At 52.3% G+C, this 21,669-nt stretch carries 17 protein-coding genes; 4 read left to right on the top strand and 13 right to left on the bottom strand.

Annotated features, from left to right (window positions below; translation table 11 throughout):
• The first annotated feature begins 268 nt into the window (after window positions 1–268).
• Genes ACR0LN_RS12165 through ACR0LN_RS12155 form a run of 3 tightly spaced genes read left to right on the top strand, consistent with a single transcriptional unit; the run spans window position 269 to window position 3,355 of the window.
• The gene (locus ACR0LN_RS12165; protein ID WP_480429980.1) at window positions 269–1,267 is read left to right on the top strand and encodes a Bug family tripartite tricarboxylate transporter substrate binding protein; all 999 of its coding nucleotides are present in this window, start codon (window positions 269–271) and stop codon (window positions 1,265–1,267) included.
• 60 nt (window positions 1,268–1,327) lie between these two features.
• Window positions 1,328–1,828 carry a tripartite tricarboxylate transporter TctB family protein gene (locus ACR0LN_RS12160; RefSeq protein ID WP_480429979.1) on the top strand — a complete coding sequence of 167 codons (501 nt, stop codon included), beginning with the start codon at window positions 1,328–1,330 and terminating at the stop codon, window positions 1,826–1,828.
• A gap of 12 nt (window positions 1,829–1,840) precedes the next feature.
• Window positions 1,841–3,355, top strand: a complete 1,515-nt coding sequence (locus ACR0LN_RS12155; RefSeq protein WP_480429978.1) for a tripartite tricarboxylate transporter permease — start codon at window positions 1,841–1,843, stop codon at window positions 3,353–3,355.
• Window positions 3,356–4,097: 742 nt separating this feature from the next.
• Here the strand turns inward: ACR0LN_RS12155 and ACR0LN_RS12150 are convergent.
• The 13 genes from ACR0LN_RS12150 to ACR0LN_RS12090 all read right to left on the bottom strand — a co-directional run bounded on the left by ACR0LN_RS12150 (window position 4,098) and on the right by ACR0LN_RS12090 (window position 20,665).
• Window positions 4,098–4,316: a hypothetical protein gene (locus ACR0LN_RS12150; RefSeq protein ID WP_480429977.1), complete on the bottom strand. Its 219-nt coding sequence runs from the start codon at window positions 4,314–4,316 to the stop codon at window positions 4,098–4,100.
• A gap of 92 nt (window positions 4,317–4,408) precedes the next feature.
• The gene (locus ACR0LN_RS12145; protein WP_480429976.1) at window positions 4,409–5,326 is read right to left on the bottom strand and encodes an isoaspartyl peptidase/L-asparaginase family protein; all 918 of its coding nucleotides are present in this window, start codon (window positions 5,324–5,326) and stop codon (window positions 4,409–4,411) included.
• Window positions 5,327–5,397: 71 nt separating this feature from the next.
• Window positions 5,398–6,810 carry an aspartate ammonia-lyase gene (locus tag ACR0LN_RS12140; protein WP_480430012.1) on the bottom strand — a complete coding sequence of 471 codons (1,413 nt, stop codon included), beginning with the start codon at window positions 6,808–6,810 and terminating at the stop codon, window positions 5,398–5,400.
• Between the two features lie 191 nt (window positions 6,811–7,001).
• The gene (locus ACR0LN_RS12135) at window positions 7,002–7,748 is read right to left on the bottom strand and encodes an amino acid ABC transporter ATP-binding protein (RefSeq protein WP_480429975.1); all 747 of its coding nucleotides are present in this window, start codon (window positions 7,746–7,748) and stop codon (window positions 7,002–7,004) included.
• A gap of 21 nt (window positions 7,749–7,769) precedes the next feature.
• A complete protein-coding gene (locus tag ACR0LN_RS12130; protein WP_480429974.1) occupies window positions 7,770–8,876 on the bottom strand; it encodes an amino acid ABC transporter permease in 1,107 nt (368 codons plus the stop codon).
• Window positions 8,877–8,879: 3 nt separating this feature from the next.
• Window positions 8,880–10,019, bottom strand: coding sequence for an amino acid ABC transporter permease (locus tag ACR0LN_RS12125; RefSeq protein WP_480429973.1), 1,140 nt, complete (start codon window positions 10,017–10,019; stop codon window positions 8,880–8,882).
• A 59-nt stretch (window positions 10,020–10,078) separates the two neighbouring features.
• A complete protein-coding gene (locus ACR0LN_RS12120) occupies window positions 10,079–11,050 on the bottom strand; it encodes an amino acid ABC transporter substrate-binding protein (protein ID WP_480429972.1) in 972 nt (323 codons plus the stop codon).
• A gap of 225 nt (window positions 11,051–11,275) precedes the next feature.
• Window positions 11,276–11,932, bottom strand: a complete 657-nt coding sequence (locus ACR0LN_RS12115; protein WP_480429971.1) for a GntR family transcriptional regulator — start codon at window positions 11,930–11,932, stop codon at window positions 11,276–11,278.
• Window positions 11,933–13,409: 1,477 nt separating this feature from the next.
• A complete protein-coding gene (locus tag ACR0LN_RS12110; protein ID WP_480429970.1) occupies window positions 13,410–15,074 on the bottom strand; it encodes a Na/Pi cotransporter family protein in 1,665 nt (554 codons plus the stop codon).
• Between the two features lie 215 nt (window positions 15,075–15,289).
• The gene (pbfA, locus tag ACR0LN_RS12105; RefSeq protein ID WP_480429969.1) at window positions 15,290–16,642 is read right to left on the bottom strand and encodes a (R)-1-hydroxy-2-aminoethylphosphonate ammonia-lyase; all 1,353 of its coding nucleotides are present in this window, start codon (window positions 16,640–16,642) and stop codon (window positions 15,290–15,292) included.
• Between the two features lie 103 nt (window positions 16,643–16,745).
• The gene (gene phnY, locus ACR0LN_RS12100; protein ID WP_480429968.1) at window positions 16,746–18,209 is read right to left on the bottom strand and encodes a phosphonoacetaldehyde dehydrogenase; all 1,464 of its coding nucleotides are present in this window, start codon (window positions 18,207–18,209) and stop codon (window positions 16,746–16,748) included.
• 3 nt (window positions 18,210–18,212) lie between these two features.
• Window positions 18,213–19,457 carry a phosphonoacetate hydrolase gene (phnA, locus tag ACR0LN_RS12095; protein ID WP_480429967.1) on the bottom strand — a complete coding sequence of 415 codons (1,245 nt, stop codon included), beginning with the start codon at window positions 19,455–19,457 and terminating at the stop codon, window positions 18,213–18,215.
• Between the two features lie 20 nt (window positions 19,458–19,477).
• On the bottom strand, window positions 19,478–20,665 hold the full coding sequence (locus ACR0LN_RS12090; RefSeq protein WP_480429966.1) for a 2-aminoethylphosphonate--pyruvate transaminase: 1,188 nt from the start codon (window positions 20,663–20,665) through the stop codon (window positions 19,478–19,480).
• Window positions 20,666–20,784: 119 nt separating this feature from the next.
• Between ACR0LN_RS12090 and ACR0LN_RS12085 the strand changes: the two genes are divergently transcribed.
• Entirely contained in the window at window positions 20,785–21,669 is an 885-nt protein-coding gene (locus tag ACR0LN_RS12085; protein WP_480429965.1) for a LysR substrate-binding domain-containing protein, read from the top strand.

The raw sequence follows: 21,669 nt of genomic DNA, 5'->3' as shown, positions 1-21,669 counted from the left end.
TATCAGCTCAACAAAGATCAGGAAGCCGAAGTGGGAGATCAGGTCGGTGGTTCGGCTATGCCGTTCAATTCGGTATTCTGCGTCAGTTTTGTTCACGAGATCAATAAGTCCAATCTAACAAAGAATCACAGCACATCGCCACATTGTACCAAAAAACTCAACATTTTTCTGATTAATTGCGATTTATTTATTTGTATGCTAACAAATAATCGGAGAACCATTTTTTGAGAATCGAGCATTTCCAGGCCAAACAAAAAGGAGAGCTGAAGTGTCAAAGAAAAATCTACGAAAATGCCTTGGCAGTGCTGTACGGGGAATTCTTACGGGTCTCACTGTTATGGGTTTACCCCTTTCTTCTGGTTTGGCGGACGAATTCCCGAGCAAACCCATCAATATCGTAGTGGCTTGGCCCGCTGGAGGATCGCATGACCGTGTGGCCCGATTAATGTCGGACTACCTTGCCGAGGAACTAGCGCAACCAGTGGTCGTGATCAATCAGGCTGGTGCGGCAGGTACAACCGGCGTACGCGCCGCAGCAAGCGCAGATCCGGACGGATATACCATCGGTGTCATGGGTTTGCATGTCGTTGCCCAGACTTACATGAACGAAAACGCAGCGGCGCTTGACAGCATTCACCCGCTCGCTCTGATCGAAACCTCTCCGGCAGCAATTAGCGCCCGGACCGAGACCGGCATAACTTCACTCGACGAATTGGTTGCGGTGGTGAAAACCGATCCGGAGGCAGTACTCAACTCAAACGACGGCCCCGGGGGCTTTGCCAATATGAGTGCATTGTTAATTCAGCAAACCCTTGGCGTCGATTTTTTGACCATTCCTTATCAGGGCTATGGACCAGCAATCGCCGCTGTTGCATCGGGCGAAACTAATGCATCGACAATTCCGACGGCGTTGATGATCAGTTTAGCGGAAAGTGGCGATGTCAACATCCTTGGCGTTGCCGGGAGCAATCGCCATTTCCGCGCACCGGACGTTCCGACCTTTACGGAACAGGGCTACCCGCTCGTGTTTGAAGACTTTGTTGGGTATTTTCTGCCGGTCGGCGTACCAGAAGACCGTGCCACCATTCTGGAAACGGCTGTTATGAATGTGCTCTCGGATCCCAACTTCCTGGACGCCGCAAAGACTGCGGGTTCGATCGTCGCGCCTCAGGGAAGCGAGGGATTTGCCACCTTTCTGAAAGCTCAAGATGAAACTGTCTATCCGATCCTTGAAAAGGGTGGACTGGTAACGGCCCGTGCAAAATAGAACTTCAGCGCTCTTTGGTGGCCCCACGTCAGGGCCATCTTCCATTCAGGGTATTAGTTCATGCAAGAACAGGAAATTGATAGTGTTACCCCGACCGCATCCGCAGGGTATGCGTCGGGATTGTTTTTTCTTGTATGGGCGATGATTGGTTGGGTTGGGATTCTTTCTAATGACCCGCTTATTGCGACCCTCAGTATGCCAGGACTAGACCCAGGTCCGGCCATCTTACCCATTTTTTCTACAGCGTTTTTGACACTCGGCGGAGTGTACTTTCTTGTGAACGGCTGGATCAGAAGGCGATCAGGACTGGATTCGTTCCAGTTGCGTGAGGTTGCGATCCCCGCTGTATTCCTCATCAGCGCAATCGCTCTGGTCTTCTGGGTTTCCTACTCAGGCTTCACTCTGCCTGCATTCTGCTTTGCGACGCTTTGGTTGGCTCTTCTGGCAAGTAAGTCGTCAACTATTTGGAAACGGCTGGCTGTTGCAGCCCTCGTTTCTGCCGCAATTATCGGCGGTATCGAGCTTGTCTTCGCGGAATTACTGCGAGTTCCGCTGCCGTAAGGAGTAGGCGCAATGTTGATCGACGCACTGTTTCAGTCATTTGCGATTTTTTTCGACCAACCCGTGTTGTTTCTTGTCGCGGCAACTGCTGTCGCAGTTGGTATCGTGATGGGAGCGTTGCCAGGCGTCAGTTCAACCATGGCACTCGCAATTTTGCTGCCCATCACATTCGGACTAGAGCCAAGTGTGGCGATCATGCTCTTGCTGATGGTGCTGGTCTCTAGCGTTTATGGCGGTTCCATCTCGGCGATCCTGCTGAATATTCCGGGCACACCCGGCGCTATCGTGACACAATTTGACGGCTATCCAATGGCCCAGCAAGGCAAGGCTGGTCGCGCCCTCGGCCACGCGCTCATCGCGTCAAGCGTGGGTGGGTTTTTGGGTGTCATCGCACTTATGCTGATTGCCCCCATAATTGCCCAATCGGCGATGAGTTTCCGAAGTCCTGAGTTTGCCGTCCTTGCGATTTTTGGCATCGTTCTTCTGGCCTATACGGCTGAAGGCGCAATGTTTGCTGGGATATTGGCAGGTGCCATGGGGCTGATGTTTGGAATGGTCGGGTTTGATACAGTAACCGGAGTAGCCCGCTTCGAGTTCGGCACGGCTGTGCTGCAAAACGGTATTCACCTGATCCCGCTCACAATCGGAATTTTTGGGTTCTCAGAGGTACTTTGCAATCTGTCAGGGGTCAAAACCGGACGACCGTCCAATATGTCCGGAATTCACGGGTTGCTGCCGCCTCGCGCCGAATTGCGAAACGTTTGGCCAAGCTGGCTGCGTGGTAGCACCATCGGCACTCTGATAGGCGCGATCCCCGCGGCTGGCTCTGCAATAGCAGTAGCAATCGCCTATGCTTTTGAGCGAAGAATCACAAAAAGCCCGATTAAAGGATTTGGCCGAGGAGAACCAAGGGGCATCGCCGCTCCCGAGGCCGCCAATAGCGCCGTCACAGGCGGCTCTACAATCCCAATGATTACCCTTGGCATACCTGGCGACTCGATGTCGGCAATCCTGATCGGAGCGCTCATTATCCACGGGCTTCAGCCGGGCCCGGCAATGTTCATGCAAAACCCAGACATTGTCGGCGCGATCTATGGCTCTTTGATACTAGCAATCGTTTTGACTTTCATTGTCGGGATGCTGGCTTTACGCGGCATTGTTCAGGTGTTGAAACTTCCCAGTCACTTTATGATGGTCCTCATTGCACTCCTCTGCATGGTCGGGGCCTACGCCATTCGCAACAGCATAACCGACATGATTGCAATGGTGCTGATTGGTGGTTTGGGATTTGTGATGACTCGACTTTACATCCCGGTCGCTCCTTTGGTCTTTGGGCTGATCCTTGGACCAATCATGGAGGAAAACCTTCGCCGCAGCTTGATCATCAGTCGGGGATCATGGAGCATTTTTCTTGAACGACCTGTGTCGGCAACCATTCTGGCACTGACATTTCTCGTGATTCTCGCGCCAATTATCTCCGATCGACGAAAAAAGAGCATCGACCGCGCAGATTTGGACAACCAATGATCTCAATCTTGGCGCGCCCTTCGAAGAATTTTCGGAGACACTTCCGACATCACAAATCGACTGCCGAGCGAGTTATGAACCACGCCAACTACTGAGTCTAAGTTAAGGTACCGCGAGAACACCGTGGACGCTAGCGCCAGTAGCGCGCCACGCCAACTGGCTACATTGGGCGCTCATCCTGCTACCAACTACTGCAATCAACAATTCTCACGGGATCTCTCCATCGGTGACCCTAAACAAGTAGAATATGCACGCAGCCGACAACCCGCAATGTCTGGTGGTTACGAGCCAGAATACTGTTGATTGAACAAAACTGGCAAATCGATCGGCACTTGAAATATGATTTTTTTAGGTCTTTAGCGTCATCCACTTAATGACTGTGGGCTAAGTGCAGACATGGTTCTTTGTTTCGATTTCTGCGCAAAATTCTGCAGCACTGTCGCCGAAAGTCGATTGAAGTCTTTGGCGTTTGTCACCATCCTAACCGGTCTCACTTTTTTCCCGTTCCTTTGCCAGCATTGAGAAGATCGATGATAAAACAACTCGAACCCTTCGCTTCCTCAATGAAGCTGCTTGTAGTAGGGTCAGACAGCGTTCTCCCGTTTGGAAATATTAGAACTCTGGTGTTGGTTTCCTGGCAAAAAACACAGCTATTTGAACTCAAAAACCTTCTGATCCTTCCAGATTGGCGCAACGTTGATCACTTTGGCCAAAAGAAAAAAAGCGTATTCCGTTTTTCCATCTACAAAGAGCCGAGCATTTGGTTTTCGAACTTCACAAATTGGGGAATTGCTTCGTCAAAAACCTGTCTACCTTCTGTCATCAGATACAAACGATGCGTTCGACTGTGTTCTTGGCCGATGTCTCGCCTGACAAGTTTCAGTTTGGTGAATTTTACAATTGCTTGACGAAGGGTATTTTTGGAAATGCCAGAACTCAAGGCAATGATGTCGCGCGCCAAAGCACCCTCATTCAGCCGGATGAGCCAAATCCACTCTTAGATCAGAGCAACCTCTGTCCCAAAATCCCTGTCGGCGGACACGAAGCCCATCTTCAGTAAACTGAGACAAATGGTTGTTCACCTTCGCGAACGGCTCCCCGGTACATACCGTTGCAATTGAACGGCATTGCAATTTTTCCGTGCTTATCCACCACTATCACGCCGCCGCTGCCGCCGTGTTCGGCTAGATCCGAGATTACAACGCCGTTTGCCGCAGTCTCAACATCCTCCTGTGCATACTTCATACGCGAAGAGACTTCGTAGGCGGCCGTACGTCTCAGGAAAACTTCACCATATCCTGTTGCGGAAACTGCGCAGGTTTCGTTGTCGGCAAACGTTCCCGCACCGATGCAGGGCGTATCACCTACCCGTCCCGGAGCCTTTGCGGTCATTCCCCCTGTAGAGGTTGCAGCGGCAAGGTTGCCATGAACGTCCAAGGCGACCGCGCCTACCGTGCCATGTCGTCGCGCTGGATCGTCCGTTTCTAGCCCAATTTTCCGTAACCGTAAGGTTTTCTGAAGCATGTCCCAACGTCTTTGCGTGAAGAAATAGTCAGCCTCCTCAAAAGGTATGCCTGCATCACTGGCAACCTGAAGCGCGTTCGGGCCAATAAGGAAAACGTGTTCTGTATGCTCCATGACAGCGCGAGCCGCAAGGATTGGATTGCGTGGGCCGAAAACTCCAGCAATTGCTCCCGCGTTTCTATCATGGCCTTGCATTACAGCGGCATCCATTTCTTGATTGCCTTCTGCGTTAAACACCGAGCCTTTACCCGCGTTAAAAAGCTCATCATTTTCAAGCGCGCACACCGCTTGAGTTACAGCATCCAAGGCTGTGCCATTGCTCCTGAGAACATCCTGTCCTGCTTCTAGGCACCTGGCTAGAGCACCAAGAAAAGCGCTCTTTGTTTCACCAGTCATTTCTTCTTTTGGTGGCACACCGGCTCCACCATGGATAGCAAGTGCGTACATCAAATTACTCCCGTTCTTGCGGTTGTTTTGAATTCCATCACGAAACCTATTCCGTAAAGTGGCGTCAGGCCTTAAGCCTGTGGATCGCCGCTTATTATGCGTGTGGACAGATGGTTGAGCGCAACATTGGACTGCTCATCCGTCAACACTTCTGGTGCGGAACGAACCAAGTCCAGCCCATTGGTTTTTGCGTATTTGGCCAATTTTGTTGCGGCTTCGTATCCGATGATTGGGGCCAATTCCGTCGCATGTACTAGGCTATTAGACAGCAGTTGAGTGCATCGAGCCTCATCCGCCTGAATCCCGCGTATGCAACGGGTCTCCAGCACTCGAATGGCCTGTGTGAGTGACCCGATACTTTCCATTATCTTGTGCAAAATGACCGGCTCCATTGCGTTTAATTGCAGTTGGCCCGCTTCGCTGGCAAAGGTCACAGTGACATCATTACCGATAACCTGAAAGCACACCTGATTCACAACTTCAGGGATCACCGGATTCACCTTGCCCGGCATGATCGAGGAACCCGCCTGCACGGCTGGTAGATTGATTTCACCAAACCCGGCACGCGGCCCGGAGGACAACAAGCGCAAATCGTTGCAAATCTTCGAGAGTTTCACTGCAATGCGTTTTAGAATACCTGAGAAAGCTACCAAAGCACCAAGGTCCGAAGATGCCTCAACGAGATCTGCTGCGCATTTTAGTGGTTTGCCCGTTTGCTTGGCCAAATAGTCGATAGAGGTTTCCGCAAACCTATCTGGTGCGTTGATACCGGTGCCGATGGCCGTGCCACCCAAATTGACCTCAGTCAGAAGCTCGCATATTTCGCGCAACCGTTCGACATCTTCGGATAGTGTTGTCGCAAAACTGTTGAATTCCGCACCCAATGACATGGGCACCGCGTCTTGCAGTTGTGTACGCCCCACCTTTCGGATGTGCTGAAATTCTTTGGCTTTTTCTCTAAACGACGTACACAGCGCGTTCATGGCCTCAACCAGCGTCGGTGTTTTCGCCAGCACGGCTAGCCGAATGGCAGTTGGGTAAACGTCATTAGTGGATTGGGACCGATTTACATGATCGTTGGGGTGCAAGTGTTCATATTCCCCTGGCTCGTAACCCATGCCAATGAGGCCCAGATTTGCGATCACTTCATTAGCATTCATGTTGGTCGAAGTACCTGCTCCACCCTGCATGACATCAACTACAAACTGTTCGTGATGCTGTCCGGAAATGATCTCATCGCAAACCATGTTGATCACTTCAGTGTGTTCACTCGAAAGACAACCAAGATCACGGTTGGCGCAAGCGCAAGCGGCTTTGATTTGGGCAAGTGCCACAATGAGTTCGGGATAATGGTTAATTGCGACGCCGCTAATCGGAAAATTTTCGATGGCATGCTGTGTTTGACTACCCCACGCAGCTTCAGATGGGATGCGTATCTGCCCAAGGCTGTCAGTTTCAACGCGATAGGTTTGTGACGATGTCATGTTGTCCAACCATTCTGGAAAGATGCCCGCGACAGATGTTCCACTGCGGGCGTGAGTTGCTTCGGGGAAATGTCGAAGCGGGGAGGAGAACGGCTCAGATATGTATAAGTGGAGTGAGCCGTACTTCTTATGACCAGCCTCAGCAAGAAGAAGGAGGTATTGTCTTCCACTCTTCTCCCTAGAGACAGCTATCAATGAGCCAGAATCTGATTCAGAAACCGCTTAGCACGGTCGGTCGCTGGGTTTTCAAAGAAAGTGACGGGATCATTGGTTTCGATCACACTGCCTTCTTCCATAAATATTATCTGGTCGGAAACTTCACGTGCAAAGCCCATCTCATGTGTCACGCAGATCATGGTCATTCCGTCGTTGGCGAGTTCTTTCATAACCTCAAGTACTTCGGAGATCATTTCAGGATCCAGCGCTGATGTCGGCTCATCAAACAGCATGACCTTTGGGTCCATGGTTAGCGCGCGAGCAATTGCAACGCGTTGCTGCTGCCCACCCGAAAGCTGCCCTGGATACTTTTGCGCCTGCTCAGCTATCTGCACGCGGGATAGAAGTGCCATCGCTTTTTCTTCGGCTTCAACCCGTGCCGTCCCCAGCACCCGACGCATGCCGAAGGTGCAGTTGTCCAGGACGGTCATGTGGGGGAATAGATTGAAACTTTGGAAGACCATGCCGACGGTTTGCCGAATAGACTCGATATCCTTCAGGTCCTCCGCCAACTCGACACCATCCACGATGATATCTCCGCCATTGTGTTGTTCCAAGTTGTTGATGCATCGGATCAGAGTCGATTTACCAGAACCGGAAGGACCGCAGATCACGAGTTTCTGACCTTGGCTGACGTCAAGCGACACATCACGCAGTGCATGGTATTCCCCGTACCATTTGTTGACGTCTTTCAGTGAAATGATTGGTGATTGAGTTGTCATGGAGACTATCCTTTCTCGCGATCAACGACGCGACGCTTCGATGCCGCGCTCTAGATGTGCACCGTATTGAGCGATGGAAAAGCAGATGAGGAAGAAGAAGAACGAGACCAGTAGCATACCTTCAACATGCAGGCCAATCCATTCGGGATCCTGAAACACCGCTCGAACTGTACCAACCAGTTCCAGTAGTCCAACGATCATCACAAGCGTAGTTTCCTTGAACAGGCCAATAAAGTTGTTGATCAGTGCTGGAACCGAGTTACGCAACGCCTGTGGCATTACAATGAAGATAACAGTTTTCCAGTAGCCGCAGCCCATCGCATACGACGCCTCGACTTGACCACCAGGCAATGCCTGAATGGCCCCGCGTAGGATTTCAGCCTTATAGGCGGCCGACACGAATATCATTACTGCTAGAACACGAAGCAGGCGATCAATCTCCATCCCGCCAGGCAGGAATATTTGCAGCATAAGCGATGCCATGAACAAAAAGGTCAACAATGGCACTGCACGCACGAATTCGATATAGACCACGCAGATCCAGTGAATAACGGGCAGTTTGGACTGACGCCCCAAAGCCAGCAGGATCGAAACCGGCAGGGACAGACACATTGCAATCGCACCCAGAAAAAACGTTAGCATCAGACCCCCAAACACAGTCGAAGGCATTTTTTCCAGAAAACCGCCGCCTTTGAGCAGCAACCAAAGGACAATCGGTAGCAAGGCGATATAGGCCAAAACAAATTTACGAGGCATCCGACGCGAAAACAGCAAGGGAAAGGTCAGAACGCCTAGGAGAAAGGCAACATTTACCCGCCAACGTTCGGCCGCCGGATAGGGGCCATAGACAAAGACATTGAAGAAGTCGCCAATGGGAATCCAGCAAGCTGCATGGGGGTTACATGCGGCACGGCCATCACCTGTAAAAACTGCGGAAAACAGCAACCAGTCCAATGCAGCTGGAACTTGCCAGATTAGTAGAGCTGCGATTGCAATCGTAATCAGTGTGCTGGACGTATTTTGAAATAGATTGCGCCGAATCCATTTGAGAATGATTTCAAACGACAACGCGACCTTTGGTTGCGCGCGCGCTGTCACCGGCGCGCTAGAAATGTGATCAGCAAGCATCAGTCATCTTTCCTTAATCTGCACGGCTTTGTTGATCCGGCCCATGAGCAAAGAAAGCGCCAGATTGAGAACCATGTAAGTGAGCATGACAAGCGCGATACACTCGATTGCTTGTCCGGTGATGTTTAGCGTACTGCCGCCAAGAGTTCCCATGACGTCCAGAAAGCCAATCGCTGTGCCTAAAGCTGCCGCTTTGAGAATATTGATGTAGTTGGATGTCATAGGGGGCACAATTGCCCGAAGCGCCTGGGGGATCACAACTTCCAACATGACCAGTTTTCGAGGTGCTCCAAGCGCCTGCGCCGCTTCGGCCTGTCCTTTTGGAACGGCCATTACCGCACCTCGGATCACTTCTGCACAATGAGTGGAAAAGTAAACCGTAACGGCTATCCACATCGTCATGAACTCTGGAGACAAGACCATTCCGCCATCAAAGCCAAAGCCTTCTTGAACTGGATATTCAATATGAGCAGGCAGGCCAGCAGCAAGGGTGGCAACCGCAGTAACTACTGCGATTAAGAGCACAACGATTCCCATGCGCGTGAAGCGGGACACTTGTGGCACGCGAACCCAGACAAACAATGCTACAACAACGCAAATCAAAAGGAACAGGATTACCCCAAGTGAATCATATTGCCAGCTCAATGAAGGCAAGTTGAAGCCACGATTGGATATGTATGCCATATCCCAAACCGGAATGGCCTGCCGCGCCGCGGGCAAAGCGAGAAAGATTCCGTACCATATGAAGATGTGCACGAGAACAGGCACGTTTCGCAGGTACTCTAGTACTGCGCGGGAGGTTTTGGAAAGCAGCCAATTAGGCGACAGTCTTGCCATTGCCAACACCAGGCCCATTAGCGTGGCTGAAACAATCGTGATGACTGCGAAAAAAACTGTGTTTACCGTCCCAACCCACCAAGCATACGCATGGCTCGCTGTTTTTGGGGAATAATCAATCAGTGAAAAGTTGATATCATATCCGGCGCGTTCTGTCAGAAACCCAAAACCACTCGTCACACCCGAGCTCTCCAAGTTTCTAGCCGCGTTTAATCCTGCCGATCCAATCACTGCAAACACGCCGAAGAGAGCCAGTGCTTGAAGTATTAGATTACGCAGTTGTCGGTTGTTCCAAAGCTTTAGCATAAGAAAATCCCCACGGGCGTTGTGAAGGCGAAGCAAACTCGTTTGCTTCGCCCAATTGATCAACGGATTGGGAAGGCGTAGAGCAAGCCGCCATCTGACCACTGTGCATTCAGTCCACGTTCAAATTCCAACGGTGTGTCTTTACCGAGATGGCGCTCAAAAAGCTCACCATAGTTGCCAACTGCCTCAATCGCAGCCCGCGCCCATCCAGTTTCCAAGCCGAGACCTTCACCGATGCTGCCTTCTGCTCCAAGCAAGCGCTTGATTGCAGGCCCACCAGTTTCCGCCATTTCGGCGGTATTGGATTGGGTCACGCCCAATTCTTCCGCAGAGATTAACGCCATTGCGGTCCAAGTGGCTACATCGCGCCAGCGGCCTTCACCAGCTTTCACATAAGGTCCGAGCGGTTCTTTGGAAATTACATCTGGTAGAAGAATGTGATCATCAGGGTTAGACATACCAATCCGATTTGCAGCCAACGCCGACCGATCGTTGGTAATAACGTCGCAACGATCTGCTACATATGCGGATTTAGCTTCAGCAGCGCTTTCGATAATCAGCGCCTTGTAGGTCATCCCATTGGATTCAAAGTAGTCGTTGACGTTGCGCTCGCTTGTGGTGCCCGGATAGGTGCACATGACCGCGCCATCAAGTTCCGCAGCGTTAGTAACGCCCAAAGACTTTTTCACCAAGAAACCCTGACCATCGTAGAACCAGGGGGTAGTAATATCCACACCATTGCGCATGTCGCGGGTTGCGGTAAAGGTTGTCGTCCGTGACAAGATGTCGATTTCATCAGAAACCAACGCAGTGAGACGGTTCTTGGAACTCATGGTAGAGAATTCGACTTTGTCCGGATCACCCAGAACAGCCGCGGCCAAAGCTCGGCAGTAGTCGATATCGAAACCCTGCCAAATACCGTTTTCATCGGGGGTGGCAAAGCCCGCTTTGCCTGGGTGAATGCCGCATTTTAAGACACCGCGGTCTTTTACTTCATCCAGTTTGTCGGCAAATGCCGAGCCAGCAAACATTGCGGTCACTGTCAGAACAGCGGCGGTTGTACGAGTTATCATGTGGTTCTCCCTGCTTCATGCATGCAATTAGTAAGCCGTTGTCAGTTTTTTGTATACATTTTTTTCAGAAAGTACAGATTTATGTCGACATATTTGCCAACATATTGATATTATTGTGTTTCTATTAGGCCTGCAGGAAACGTGAAACTCGTTGCCAAAAGTGAACCCTTGGGATGATTCGGGTTACTTGTTCGCCTGAACTGCTATCAGTCTTTCGATCAACGCGTGTGAGTTGAGAAGGATGTGGCTTTCTAGTCGATCGCATGCAACTTGCACGTCACCTCGTTTACACGCGTCAAGAATATCGCGATGATCCCGGAGTGAGCGCTCGCGATTACGAAGCGATTTGGTCAGCGTACGAAGTCTTGCTAAGGAGCCGGTGTTCAAATCTTCTATCAAAGCAAGAGTGTGAGGTTTGTTGGCCGGGCTACAGAGCGCATGATGGAACTGTAGATTGAGTGCGGACCACTCATCTTCGGTACAACGTATCATTTGTTCATTTATTTCAACAGCATGGTCAAATTGTTCCGATGTCATCACTGGAATTGACAGGCCAAGCATCCACAGCTCCAATTGACACCGAACTTCATAATATTCTTGGATCATTTCGGGATCTATTCCAGCGACTGTGGTTCGGCCGGTTGTCGTGATTTCAACCAGTCCCTCTGCGGACAGTTCTTTCAGCGCTTCTCGAACAGGGGTACGGCTAACACCCAACAAGTCGGCTATTTCTGTTTGCCTAAGTGGCTGACCGGGTGAAAAGATGTTGCTCAGTACAAGCTCGCGCAGGCGTTCAACGGTCTGATCGGTTTGGCTCTTCTTTTTTTCAGATGCCTTCATGACTTCCTGCGTGTGGCTAAATGATGGACTACAAAATGCTGAACAAAACAGCGTTTAAATAAATGTATACATCAAGACAATCTATGTCCACAGATTGGATTCGGCCCAAGGCGCGAGACATATTGTGCGTGCCCATGCCGTCACCGCATGTTGGATCAAACGAACTTCCTACTGGTTTCAAAAACTTGATGTAGGCCTTGGAATGAGCGCACATAGGTCGGCAAAAACTCTAGGACGACATGCAGGCCCTGGAGGCTGTACTGCATCGTCAAGACATTGCGGCCACTTCCGCAGGGCGGGGCGTTACATTGAAAATGGGCACTATCTGTATGTCGCTCTTCCACATGAACGATCTAACACGGCGCACGTGTTGAATGTGCAGCCTTCAGAGCTTAGCCACATCACCATACGCGCGGCCTCTTCAACCTAGCGCAACGACTTAACTCGGGATTTTTCGGTATTGGTCTGCAGGAAATCTGTTGCCATCTGATCTAGGATCGCCATCATGATAGCAGAATGAGCAATGCAATTCACGCAAATATCAGTCTGGACCAATTCCTTGACCAACAATTTGGTAAACTCGATGGCTCCCGCCTTGGACGCCGATTAGGCCGATGCGTTGGGCGTGACTTCTTTACCTACAGGCGAGGCCATATTGATGATCCCACCAAAGCCAGCCAACTAGAATGGCTGAGCAGACCTCCTCCCAGCCATCATAGTCTACTGGAACACCAAGGATTTGCGCGAGGAGGATTGGACGGTCCCAATGACCTTTTCACGCATATTCCACAACTTGGGACGGATCACATCCTGTTCGCCGGCGAATACAGGTGAAATAATCCGAGTTGTCACCGCTTTTGAGGCGGTCCTACCCCAGGGTTGAATTCCACCCCTGAAGTACTGGTTTGTGCCAATAAAGCTCTTCATCAATGGGGTGGCACACAGACAGCACAAAACACATCTAGCAAGCATATTTGGCCGTTTTGAATCCGTGGTCAAAACGTTGGCCCCCTGAGATCAACGTACAATCCTGCACCTACTGGAGCAAACCCCAAGATTGCTAAATCAGATCAATTCACGATCTGGAACATGATCATCTTGAGCGTGCCATCGCGGAGATCTTCAAACTAAGGCAAATAAAATGTTATGACCTTCTCTGATGACCCATCATGGTCGCCATCCTTATTACCGACCAGTTGATCTTTGGGTTTCAATTCGTTTCCAGAATCGTGGCATGACCGAGTGTCTCTATGGTCGTACATAACCACGCCTTTTTTTAGCCGTTCTTGGCATGCTTTGTAAATAGATCGGGGCCAACTTAGGATGTTCTGACGCGTACGTTCAAACATAGCGTTTCCAAGCTTTGGACTATCATTTTCTCTACCCAGAGTACTTGGGCAACCTCTTGAGTCAAACAAACTTCCAAGTAACATTGCCTTTTGACTTGAGATTATGCGAGCGTTCTTGATCTCAGTAACTAATTGGCAATTTCGTTGATCAACCGAGTCTCTAGCAGCTGCCCATTCCGATATAGGACCGGGTAGGCAATTGAAGCGATGTGGCTGTTGAACTCGCGGAACGCCCGCAAGGTTTCCAGATGAATATCGCTGGTCTCAAAACTTTCCGTTGTGCCGTGCTGCAAGCGGCGGAGGTGCCGCTTACGGCTGTCCCGTTCCACGCGTTTGATCTCGGTTTTTTCAAGGCTGAGAAGACGTGCACTTTCCAGATCGTCCGAAATCAGCACATTCGATGCCAGTTTCATATTGGCCAGAATACCCTCGTGCATCTGAACCAGTTCCGACCAGCCTTCCTGTGAAAAGCTTGATCCGTTTTCGCGCATTTCGCCGGCCAACACTGTCAGGCGTTTGGCGACAACGTCCCCTGCAGTTTCAAGCCGGATCGCAAATTCCATTAGATCGCGCGCTGTTTTTGCATCCTGTTTTTCATATAGCTCTGGGGGCATCGCAGCAACAAAAGCTCGAATATCCGAAAGGCATCTGTTTACGTCCTCGTCAAAAGCCTGAACCGAGCAGATTTGCTCTTTTTCTCCGCTGCGGTACAGTTCCAGCACAGGGTGGAACATGGTTTCGAGAATGTCACTCATCCGCAGAAGCTCACGCTTGAGGCTCGGCAAGGCCAGGCTAGGGTTAGCTACATTTTCCATGTCCAATGCGCAGGTCGGGCGCGCAAGTCGGGATTTCTGTTCTTTCTTCTGTTCGGGCAAAAGCCTCTCAAACAGGTCCTCCAAGCCTCGGAAAAACGGAAGTGACAGAACCAGAAGCGACAGGTTGAATACGATATGCGCGTTGACCAGCATCTGGCCTCCTTGCAAATCGCCCAACAGCCCGGTCCGCAAGGCGAAGTTAGCCGCAAACAATGTAACCAAGGCCCAACTGCCCCGTAGCGCCAGATTGGCATAAGGTATGCGCTTAGCTGTCACGGGCATCCCTCGCGTCAGCCAGACTGGAATGAAGGCTGAGCCAAAATTAGCGCCAAAGACCAATGACATACCGGCGGCAAACGGGATTGCGCCAATCTGCACAAGCGTCACGCACATAAGGATGGCCGCGACCGAAGAATGCATGACGAAGGCCAAAGCACCGCCGACAAGGAATGCGGTAATATAGTCACGGGCCAAATAGTCGGCTACGGCGGGCAGAAATGCGCTGTCGCGAATGGGGTCCATTGCTTCGCGCAGGAATCTGAGCGAGACAAGGATAAACGCAATACCCATCAGGATACGCCCCAGCTGCCGGGCTTTTTTAGCCTCAGTCTTGACGAACAGATAGCCACCAATGGCCAGCAGCAACGGTACAAGCCAGTCCAGTTTGAACGATAGAATTTGGATGATCAGTGCCGAACCCAGATCGCCACCCAGCACAATGGCCAGCCCGGCCGGAAAGCTCAGCAATCCGCTGGCAGCAAATCCCGAGCTTAACAGAGCTACCGCCGCCGAGCTTTGCAGCACCATCGCCATCCCCACTCCCACCAGCGAAGCTTGCAGGTAACTGCGTTGCTGCGTCATCACCCGCTGGAACGACGCGCCGTAGCTGCGCTCTATCCCGGTACGCACCATGCGGACCGCGTACAGCAACAGCATGGTGGCCCCAGCCAGGCTGATCAGGAAGGTGACAATCGCCATACTTCACTCCGACTTCAATATTAGCTCAGTTCATCGCAGCTGTTGTGCGATAATCTGCAAGTAGCTTTTTCTTTTTTTGACCGCAGCGCCAGAGACGTCGGGTTCAATCAAGTTCGCGATGAGCGTTTGCGCCGTGTCATCCGAGTCAGGGCTTGATCGGTTTGGAAGGTGCTCCTCCGCGCTAAGGTTTTGCAGGGCGTATGCGGACCGACCGGTTAGACCTCGTTTTCAATCGCTGCAACCACAATATCGATTGCCCGGTCTAGTTCACCATTCGAAATAGTCAGTGGCGGCGATAGCGTAAGAACGCATCCCTGGCTGATCTTGTAGCTCAGCCCTACTTCGAGACAGGCATAATAAATCCGTTCCGCGCGGGCATTTCCAGGTGTCTTGGTAACGCGGTCCTCGACGATCTCGATCCCGAACATAAGGCCACGACCCCGGATGTCGCCAACTATGGGGACGTTTTGCAAAGCGTCCATAAGTCGGCATATTGCGTGTTCGCCCAATTCCGACGCACGCTCGACCAATCCCTCATCTTCGATAATCTGAAGCGTGGTCAATGCAGCGCGCGCGGTGACAGGGTTCTTTTCGTGCGTGTAGTGCCCGATGGCAAAATCGCCGCAAACATCCAGATTCTTGCGGGCGATACAGGCGGCGATGGGGAGGATACCTCCGCCCAGTGATTTGCCAATGGTGACAATATCGGGCACGATCTCGTCATGTTGAAATGAGAACATCTGCCCCGTCTTACCCAGCCCTGTCGGAATCTCGTCCAGGATCAGCAATGCACCATGGCGGTCGCAGATTTCGCGCACCCGTTTCCAGAAACCCGGCGGCGGCACGATGGGCACAGCACGCATCGCTTCGGCCACCACGGCGCAGATGTCACCTTCGCGTTCGAGCACATAGTCGATCATGTTGGCACAGGCTTCTGCGCTGGCCTCAAGTGTTGTGTGCCCATAAGGGCAGCGGGTGGGGTGGAAGGGGGCCACATGCTCGGTTCCCGGCAAAAGCGGCCCGGCAATATGGCTGCGGAACGTGGCCTCGCCGCCAACACTCGCCGCACCAAAGCCCGCTCCATGGAAGGCGTCCCAGAAGCTGAGCGTCTTGAAGCGGCCCGTGGCGGCGCGGGCGATCTTGAGCGCGACTTCATTGGCGTCTGAACCGCCGGTGGTGAACAGCACCTTGCCCAGATCATCGGGGGTGATGGTGACCAGTTTCTCGGCCAGTTCCACCGCCGGGTCATTGGTGAAGCGGCGCGGGGCAAATGGCAGGTCGTCCAGTTGATCCTTGATAGCTTGCACCAACCGAGGATGGCCATAGCCGATGTGATGCACCGAGTTGCCATGGAAATCCATATAGCGGCGGCCATCCATGTCCTCAATCCAGATCCCCTCTGCTTTGGCAATCGTGCTGACGCAGGGGCTGGACAAGGATTGATGCAGGAACACATCCGCGTCGCGTTTTAGCAGTGGCGACGATTTGGGTCCGATAGACTTCTTCAGCCAAATAGAGCGGGCTTCCGAAGTATTCGATTCCCCTTCGGTATGAACAATCTGTGGCATATCCGTTCCTCGCTGTCGCTTCGTAAAAGATGCGGACCCCGAAAGGTCCGCCAGTAGGGGAGGAATTTTGAAGCCCCGCCCGCCAACGGGAAGGGCAGGAATATCAGCCGGGCCAGGGCAGCGAATAGGTTTTGACGTTGGTAAAGAACTTCATCGCTTCGATGACACCTTCTTTGACGCCGTTGCCGCTATCCTTGATGCCGCCGAAGGGCGACATTTCGATCCGGTAACCCGGTTGTTCCCAAATGTTGCAGGTGCCGACGTCCAACCCGTTGATATAGGAAATCGCGCGGTTCAGATCGTTGGTGCAGACGCCCGAAGACAGACCAAACTCGGTCGAGTTTGAAATCGCCATTACCTCTTCATCATTGTCGGGCACACGCACAATGGGGACGATCGGGCCAAAGGTTTCCTCCATGACCAATTCACTGTCATGAGGTACCTTGTCGACCACGATGGGTGGCAGCAGCGCGCCCTGACGACCGGGGTGATAGAGGATTTCGGCGCCCTCTTTCTCTGCCTGATAAACGCGGTTTTCAAAGACCTCTGCCGCCTTGTCATGGATCACGCAACCCAGTTCAGTTTCGGGATCCTGCGGGTCGCCGAATTTGATCTTTTTGGCTTTCTCCAGAACCAGCGGCACAAACTTATCCGCTACACTTTCCTGCACCAAAATGCGTTTGACCGCCGTACAGCGCTGGCCGGAATTGCCCGTCGCGCCCGCAACCGCAATTGTTGCCGCCTTGTCCAGGTCCGCGTCGCTGAGATCATTCAGAATAATGAGGGGATCGTTGCCGCCGAGTTCCAGCGCCTGACGTTTGTAGACACCCTTTTCGGCGATCATCTTGCCGACCGGTACACCGCCGGTGAATGTGATGATATCGATACGATCGTTGGTGATCATTTCATCCCCGATGTCAGCGGGCCAGCCCGTGACGACCTGGAACATCTCCGGTGGCAACCCCGCCTCATAGAGAATGTCAGCCAGTGTAAGCGCCGTCAGCGGAGTCAGTTCCGTCGGTTTACAGACCATGCAGTTGTTGGTCGCAATAGATGGAGCAATTTTGTGGCTGACCATGTTCAGCGGATGGTTGAACGGCGTGATTGCACTGATCGCGTTTACGGGTTCTCGCGTTGTGAAAATCTTGCGGGCTTTGCCGTTGTGGGTCAGATCGCACGAAAATATCTCGCCGTCGTCTTTCAGCGCTTCGGCGGCGGCGAACTGATAGACGTCCTGCGCGCGTTTGGTTTCATAGATTGCGTGCTGATGGCAAATGCCAAGTTCCAGCGTCAGCCATTTGGCCAGATACTCACGTTTTTCCCCGATCAGTTCTCCCGCGCGCTGTAGGATCTGGCTGCGTTCATACCGGGTAAGATTCGGTTTGTAGTTCGCAGCAATCTCGAAAGCCTTGCGTGCATGTTCAGCGGTTCCGGCCGGGACATAGCCCACCACCTCATTGGTATAGGGATAGAGCACCGGAACGGTTTCGTCAGTGAAGACAACTTCACCACCGATCCGCATCCCTTCGTTTCGTACTTCGATGTTGGACATGGTTTGATCTTTCATGACTTACTGTGCCGCCGCTGTGGTTGCATAAAAAAAGGCGTCGAAGTTGCGTAAAACCGGCTGGTTCGGCAGGTCGATGACACGGTTCACGATGAACGGGACCTCTTGTTCGGTCAAACCGCCATGGCTGCGCAGCGGTTCTTTCAGGGCCGCCAGATCATGGCGATGCTCGGATGTGCCAATGCAGATGTTCTCGCCAGAAACCATCACGATGTCGCCAATTCGGTCGCCCGGCAGTTCGAATTGCTCAATGGCCTCGGCCTTGGTCAGCACATGGGTTATACCTTCGGTTGCCCTGAGTTTGGCAATTATGTCGTTCTGATCTGCGCCTTCGGGCAGATAGGCCGTTGCGAACGAGCCCAACGCTCCGTGATGCACCACGTACGGATCGGTAATCGGGAGGATGACGCGCGCTGCGTCCTTACCAAGCCATTCGTCCATCAAATCCTGTGCGTAGATAACGGCAGGCGACCCATCAGCCAGGTGCTTTGGCTTCATGCCATGATCGGCGGTCACAACGATGGCGGCACCCAACTCGTCAAGTTCGCCCAAATAGCTGTCGAACATGGCATAGAAATCAAGTGCTCCTTGCTGTTCAGGCGCAAACTTGTGCTGAATATAGTCGGTGGTGGACAGATACATCACGTCGGGCTTGAACTCTTTCAGCAGCTTGACGCCAGCGGCGAATACAAACTCAGACAATTCGGCTGAATAAACCTCAGGGACGTCCATGCCCAGCCATTTGCTTGCATTGTCGATCCCGTGTTCGGCTAAAGTCGTCTCGCCCGAGCGTTCCGAAGAAAAGGCGACGGCTCGACCTTCGTCAAATTTCAACCCAGCACCGAGCAAGGCGCGCAGCTTGTCCTTTGCGGTAACCATGGCGACGCGGAAACCAGCATCGTAGAATTGCGAGAAAATGGTCGGCGCGCGCAGGAACCGCACGTCGTTCATCATGACTTCTTCACCGCTGTCAGGGTCGATCAAATAGTTGCCGCAAATACCGTGCACGATAGGCGGCCGGCCGGTGGCGATCGACAGGTTGTTGGGGTTGGTGAAGGAGGGGATCACGGAATGGGCTAATCGGTCGGTGCCGGTCTCGCGCATCCGCTTAAGGTTGGGCATCAGACCCTTGGCTATTGCGACTTCCAAATATTCCGGCTCGCACCCATCAAGGCAGATGGCGATTGCGGGCACTTTCGGAGTCGGATAGACGCGTTCGTTTGCTTCAACAGGTGTTTGGATGGTCATCTTTTTATGTTCCTTGATGGTTAAGCTGCCAGTTTGGCGCGTTCTTCCAATGCCCGGAGGGGAGGTGCAGCGCTTGTGACACCCATCTCCTCCAATGATTCTTTTGCTGCGTTTACAACTTTGCGCATGACGTGTTCGTCCATTTGACCGATACATCCGACGCGAAAACTGTCGACCACCGTCAGCTTGCCTGGGTAGATGATGAAACCCTTGGATTTCATAAGGGTATAGAACTGATCGAAAACGAAATTCTCGTCCGCCGGGCAGAAAAAGGTGACGATAATTGGGCTGAGCCAGCGATTGTCCAGCAATGTCTCAAAGCCAAGCTCGCGCATTCCGGCAACCATGACATCGCGGTTGCGGGTGTAACGGCCGCCACGGCCGGGTACGCCACCCTCGGCGGAGTGCGCCCTGAGTGCCTCGATGAACGCCGCTACCACATGGGTCGGAGGGGTGAACCGCCACTGACCGGTTTTGTTCATATGCGTCCATTGCGCGTGAACATCCAGCGACAAAGAATGGCTGTTGCCCTCAGCCGCCTCAAGCTCGGACTTGCGGGCGACGATGAAGCCGAATCCTGGCACACCTTCGATACATTTGTTGGCCGATGACACCATCGCCTCATACCTGACCTCGCTTGGTTTTAACTCGATCGCACCGAAAGCTGACATCGAGTCAATCAGAAGCTTGCGCCCGGCGGCATAGGTCGCCTCGGAAATCTCTTCGACGGGGTTCAGAATGCCCGAGGAGGTTTCGCAATGGATCGCAACCACATGAGTGATCGCAGGATCTTTAGCCAGAATCTCTGCTACTTCGCTGCCCCGAGGGGGCAGGTAATCACCCTTGTCCAGCACCACATGTTCGCGTCCCAGATACGCCAGCGTTTGCGCCGAGCGCTGGCCATACGCTCCATTCGCCAGCACCAGCGCCTTGCCATCACGCGGAATGAATGATGCAAGCATCGCTTCGACCGAAAACGAACCACTGCCCTGCATTGGGACGCAGTCAAAATCATCGGCGCCCGCGCCCAATAGCGCCAGCAGGCTTGTCCGCACCTCTTGCGTCATGGCGCGAAAATCGTCATCCCAACTGCCCCAATCCTTTAGCATGGCTTCTTTTACAGCATAGGATGTCGTCAAAGGACCGGGTGTCAGAAGGTAAGGTTCACCGAGGCGCGGTTGTTCGATTTTGGGATTGGAAGGCGTCATAACCAAGCTCCAGAAAGGTATTTTCAAGAACACAATTGCAGTAATTGTTGCTATATGTGAAATTGCAAATATCAATCTAATTATAAGCACAGCCTATGATTTGACTTCGGAGTACTGCTATGCGGCACAGCCAGCTCAAAGCCTTTCATTTTGTGGCCAAGCATGGCGGTTTTTCGCGTGCTGCAGAGGCTCTTTTTCTGACGCAGCCGGCAATTTCGGAACAGGTGCGAAAGCTGGAGCAGGATCATGATCTGTTGTTGTTCCAACGCGAGCGCAAACGTGTGACTTTGACACCCGACGGTGAGCAGCTTTACCGACTCACGAAGCAATACTTCGAGATCGAAGGTCAGATCGAAGATTACCTATCCGAGACTAAGGCCGTCGTGGATGGAGAGTTGCGCATCATCGCCGACTCTGCACACCACATGACCGCCTTTCTAGGGCCCTTTCAAAAGAAAAACCCGAATGTCACAATCACCGTACGCTCGGGGAATAGCGAAGAGATCCTGGAAGAGCTCAGGGCTTACAACGCGGAAATTGGCGTCGTGGGCAGCCTGTCTCCAGGCAAGGATATGGATGTCCTAAGTCTTGGTTCCACAGAGATCGTGGCCTTTGCCGCACAGGGCGTTCTTTTGGCGTCGAAGCCGACACTGTCTCTAGAAGAGCTGTCAAATCTACCATTAATTTTCCGCGAGACAGGATCAAAAACGCGTCAGAAACTTGAAGACGAGGCCAAAAAACACGGGATAACGTTGAAACCCGCGATTGTTGCTGAGGGGCGCGAAGCGATACGAGAACTTGTGGCCTCGGGCGCAGGTATCGGTTTTGTCTCGCAGGCGGAATATGGTCATGATGACCGTCTCCGGCAAATCAAACTTAAAGGCATCAACCTGCAGATGGGCGAGAGCATTATTTCGCTGTCTCAGAGGCGCGAAGTGAAAATAATCCGCGCCTTCACAGAGTTTGCGCAACGTACCTTGGAAGAAAACCCCGCCAACGATTGA

It is taken from the genome of Ruegeria sp. AA6 (assembly GCF_056542865.1).
This window is presented reverse-complemented; position numbering and strand designations above follow the sequence as displayed.

Bases quoted from the DNA above. Each gene is read 5' to 3' on its own strand.
- ACR0LN_RS12160 (WP_480429979.1), top strand. From the start codon at position 1,328: ATGCAAGAACAGGAAATTGATAGTGTTACCCCGACCGCATCCGCAGGG.
- ACR0LN_RS12155 (WP_480429978.1), top strand. From the start codon at position 1,841: ATGTTGATCGACGCACTGTTTCAGTCATTTGCGATTTTTTTCGACCAA.
- ACR0LN_RS12145 (WP_480429976.1), bottom strand. From the start codon at position 5,326: ATGTACGCACTTGCTATCCATGGTGGAGCCGGTGTGCCACCAAAAGAA.
- ACR0LN_RS12140 (WP_480430012.1), bottom strand. From the start codon at position 6,810: ATGACATCGTCACAAACCTATCGCGTTGAAACTGACAGCCTTGGGCAG.
- ACR0LN_RS12135 (WP_480429975.1), bottom strand. From the start codon at position 7,748: ATGACAACTCAATCACCAATCATTTCACTGAAAGACGTCAACAAATGG.
- ACR0LN_RS12130 (WP_480429974.1), bottom strand. From the start codon at position 8,876: ATGCTTGCTGATCACATTTCTAGCGCGCCGGTGACAGCGCGCGCGCAA.
- ACR0LN_RS12125 (WP_480429973.1), bottom strand. From the start codon at position 10,019: ATGCTAAAGCTTTGGAACAACCGACAACTGCGTAATCTAATACTTCAA.
- ACR0LN_RS12120 (WP_480429972.1), bottom strand. From the start codon at position 11,050: ATGTTTGCTGGCTCGGCATTTGCCGACAAACTGGATGAAGTAAAAGAC.
- ACR0LN_RS12115 (WP_480429971.1), bottom strand. From the start codon at position 11,932: ATGAAGGCATCTGAAAAAAAGAAGAGCCAAACCGATCAGACCGTTGAA.
- ACR0LN_RS12110 (WP_480429970.1), bottom strand. From the start codon at position 15,074: ATGGCGATTGTCACCTTCCTGATCAGCCTGGCTGGGGCCACCATGCTG.
- pbfA (WP_480429969.1), bottom strand. From the start codon at position 16,642: ATGCCACAGATTGTTCATACCGAAGGGGAATCGAATACTTCGGAAGCC.
- phnY (WP_480429968.1), bottom strand. From the start codon at position 18,209: ATGAAAGATCAAACCATGTCCAACATCGAAGTACGAAACGAAGGGATG.
- phnA (WP_480429967.1), bottom strand. From the start codon at position 19,457: ATGACCATCCAAACACCTGTTGAAGCAAACGAACGCGTCTATCCGACT.
- ACR0LN_RS12090 (WP_480429966.1), bottom strand. From the start codon at position 20,665: ATGACGCCTTCCAATCCCAAAATCGAACAACCGCGCCTCGGTGAACCT.
- ACR0LN_RS12085 (WP_480429965.1), top strand. From the start codon at position 20,785: ATGCGGCACAGCCAGCTCAAAGCCTTTCATTTTGTGGCCAAGCATGGC.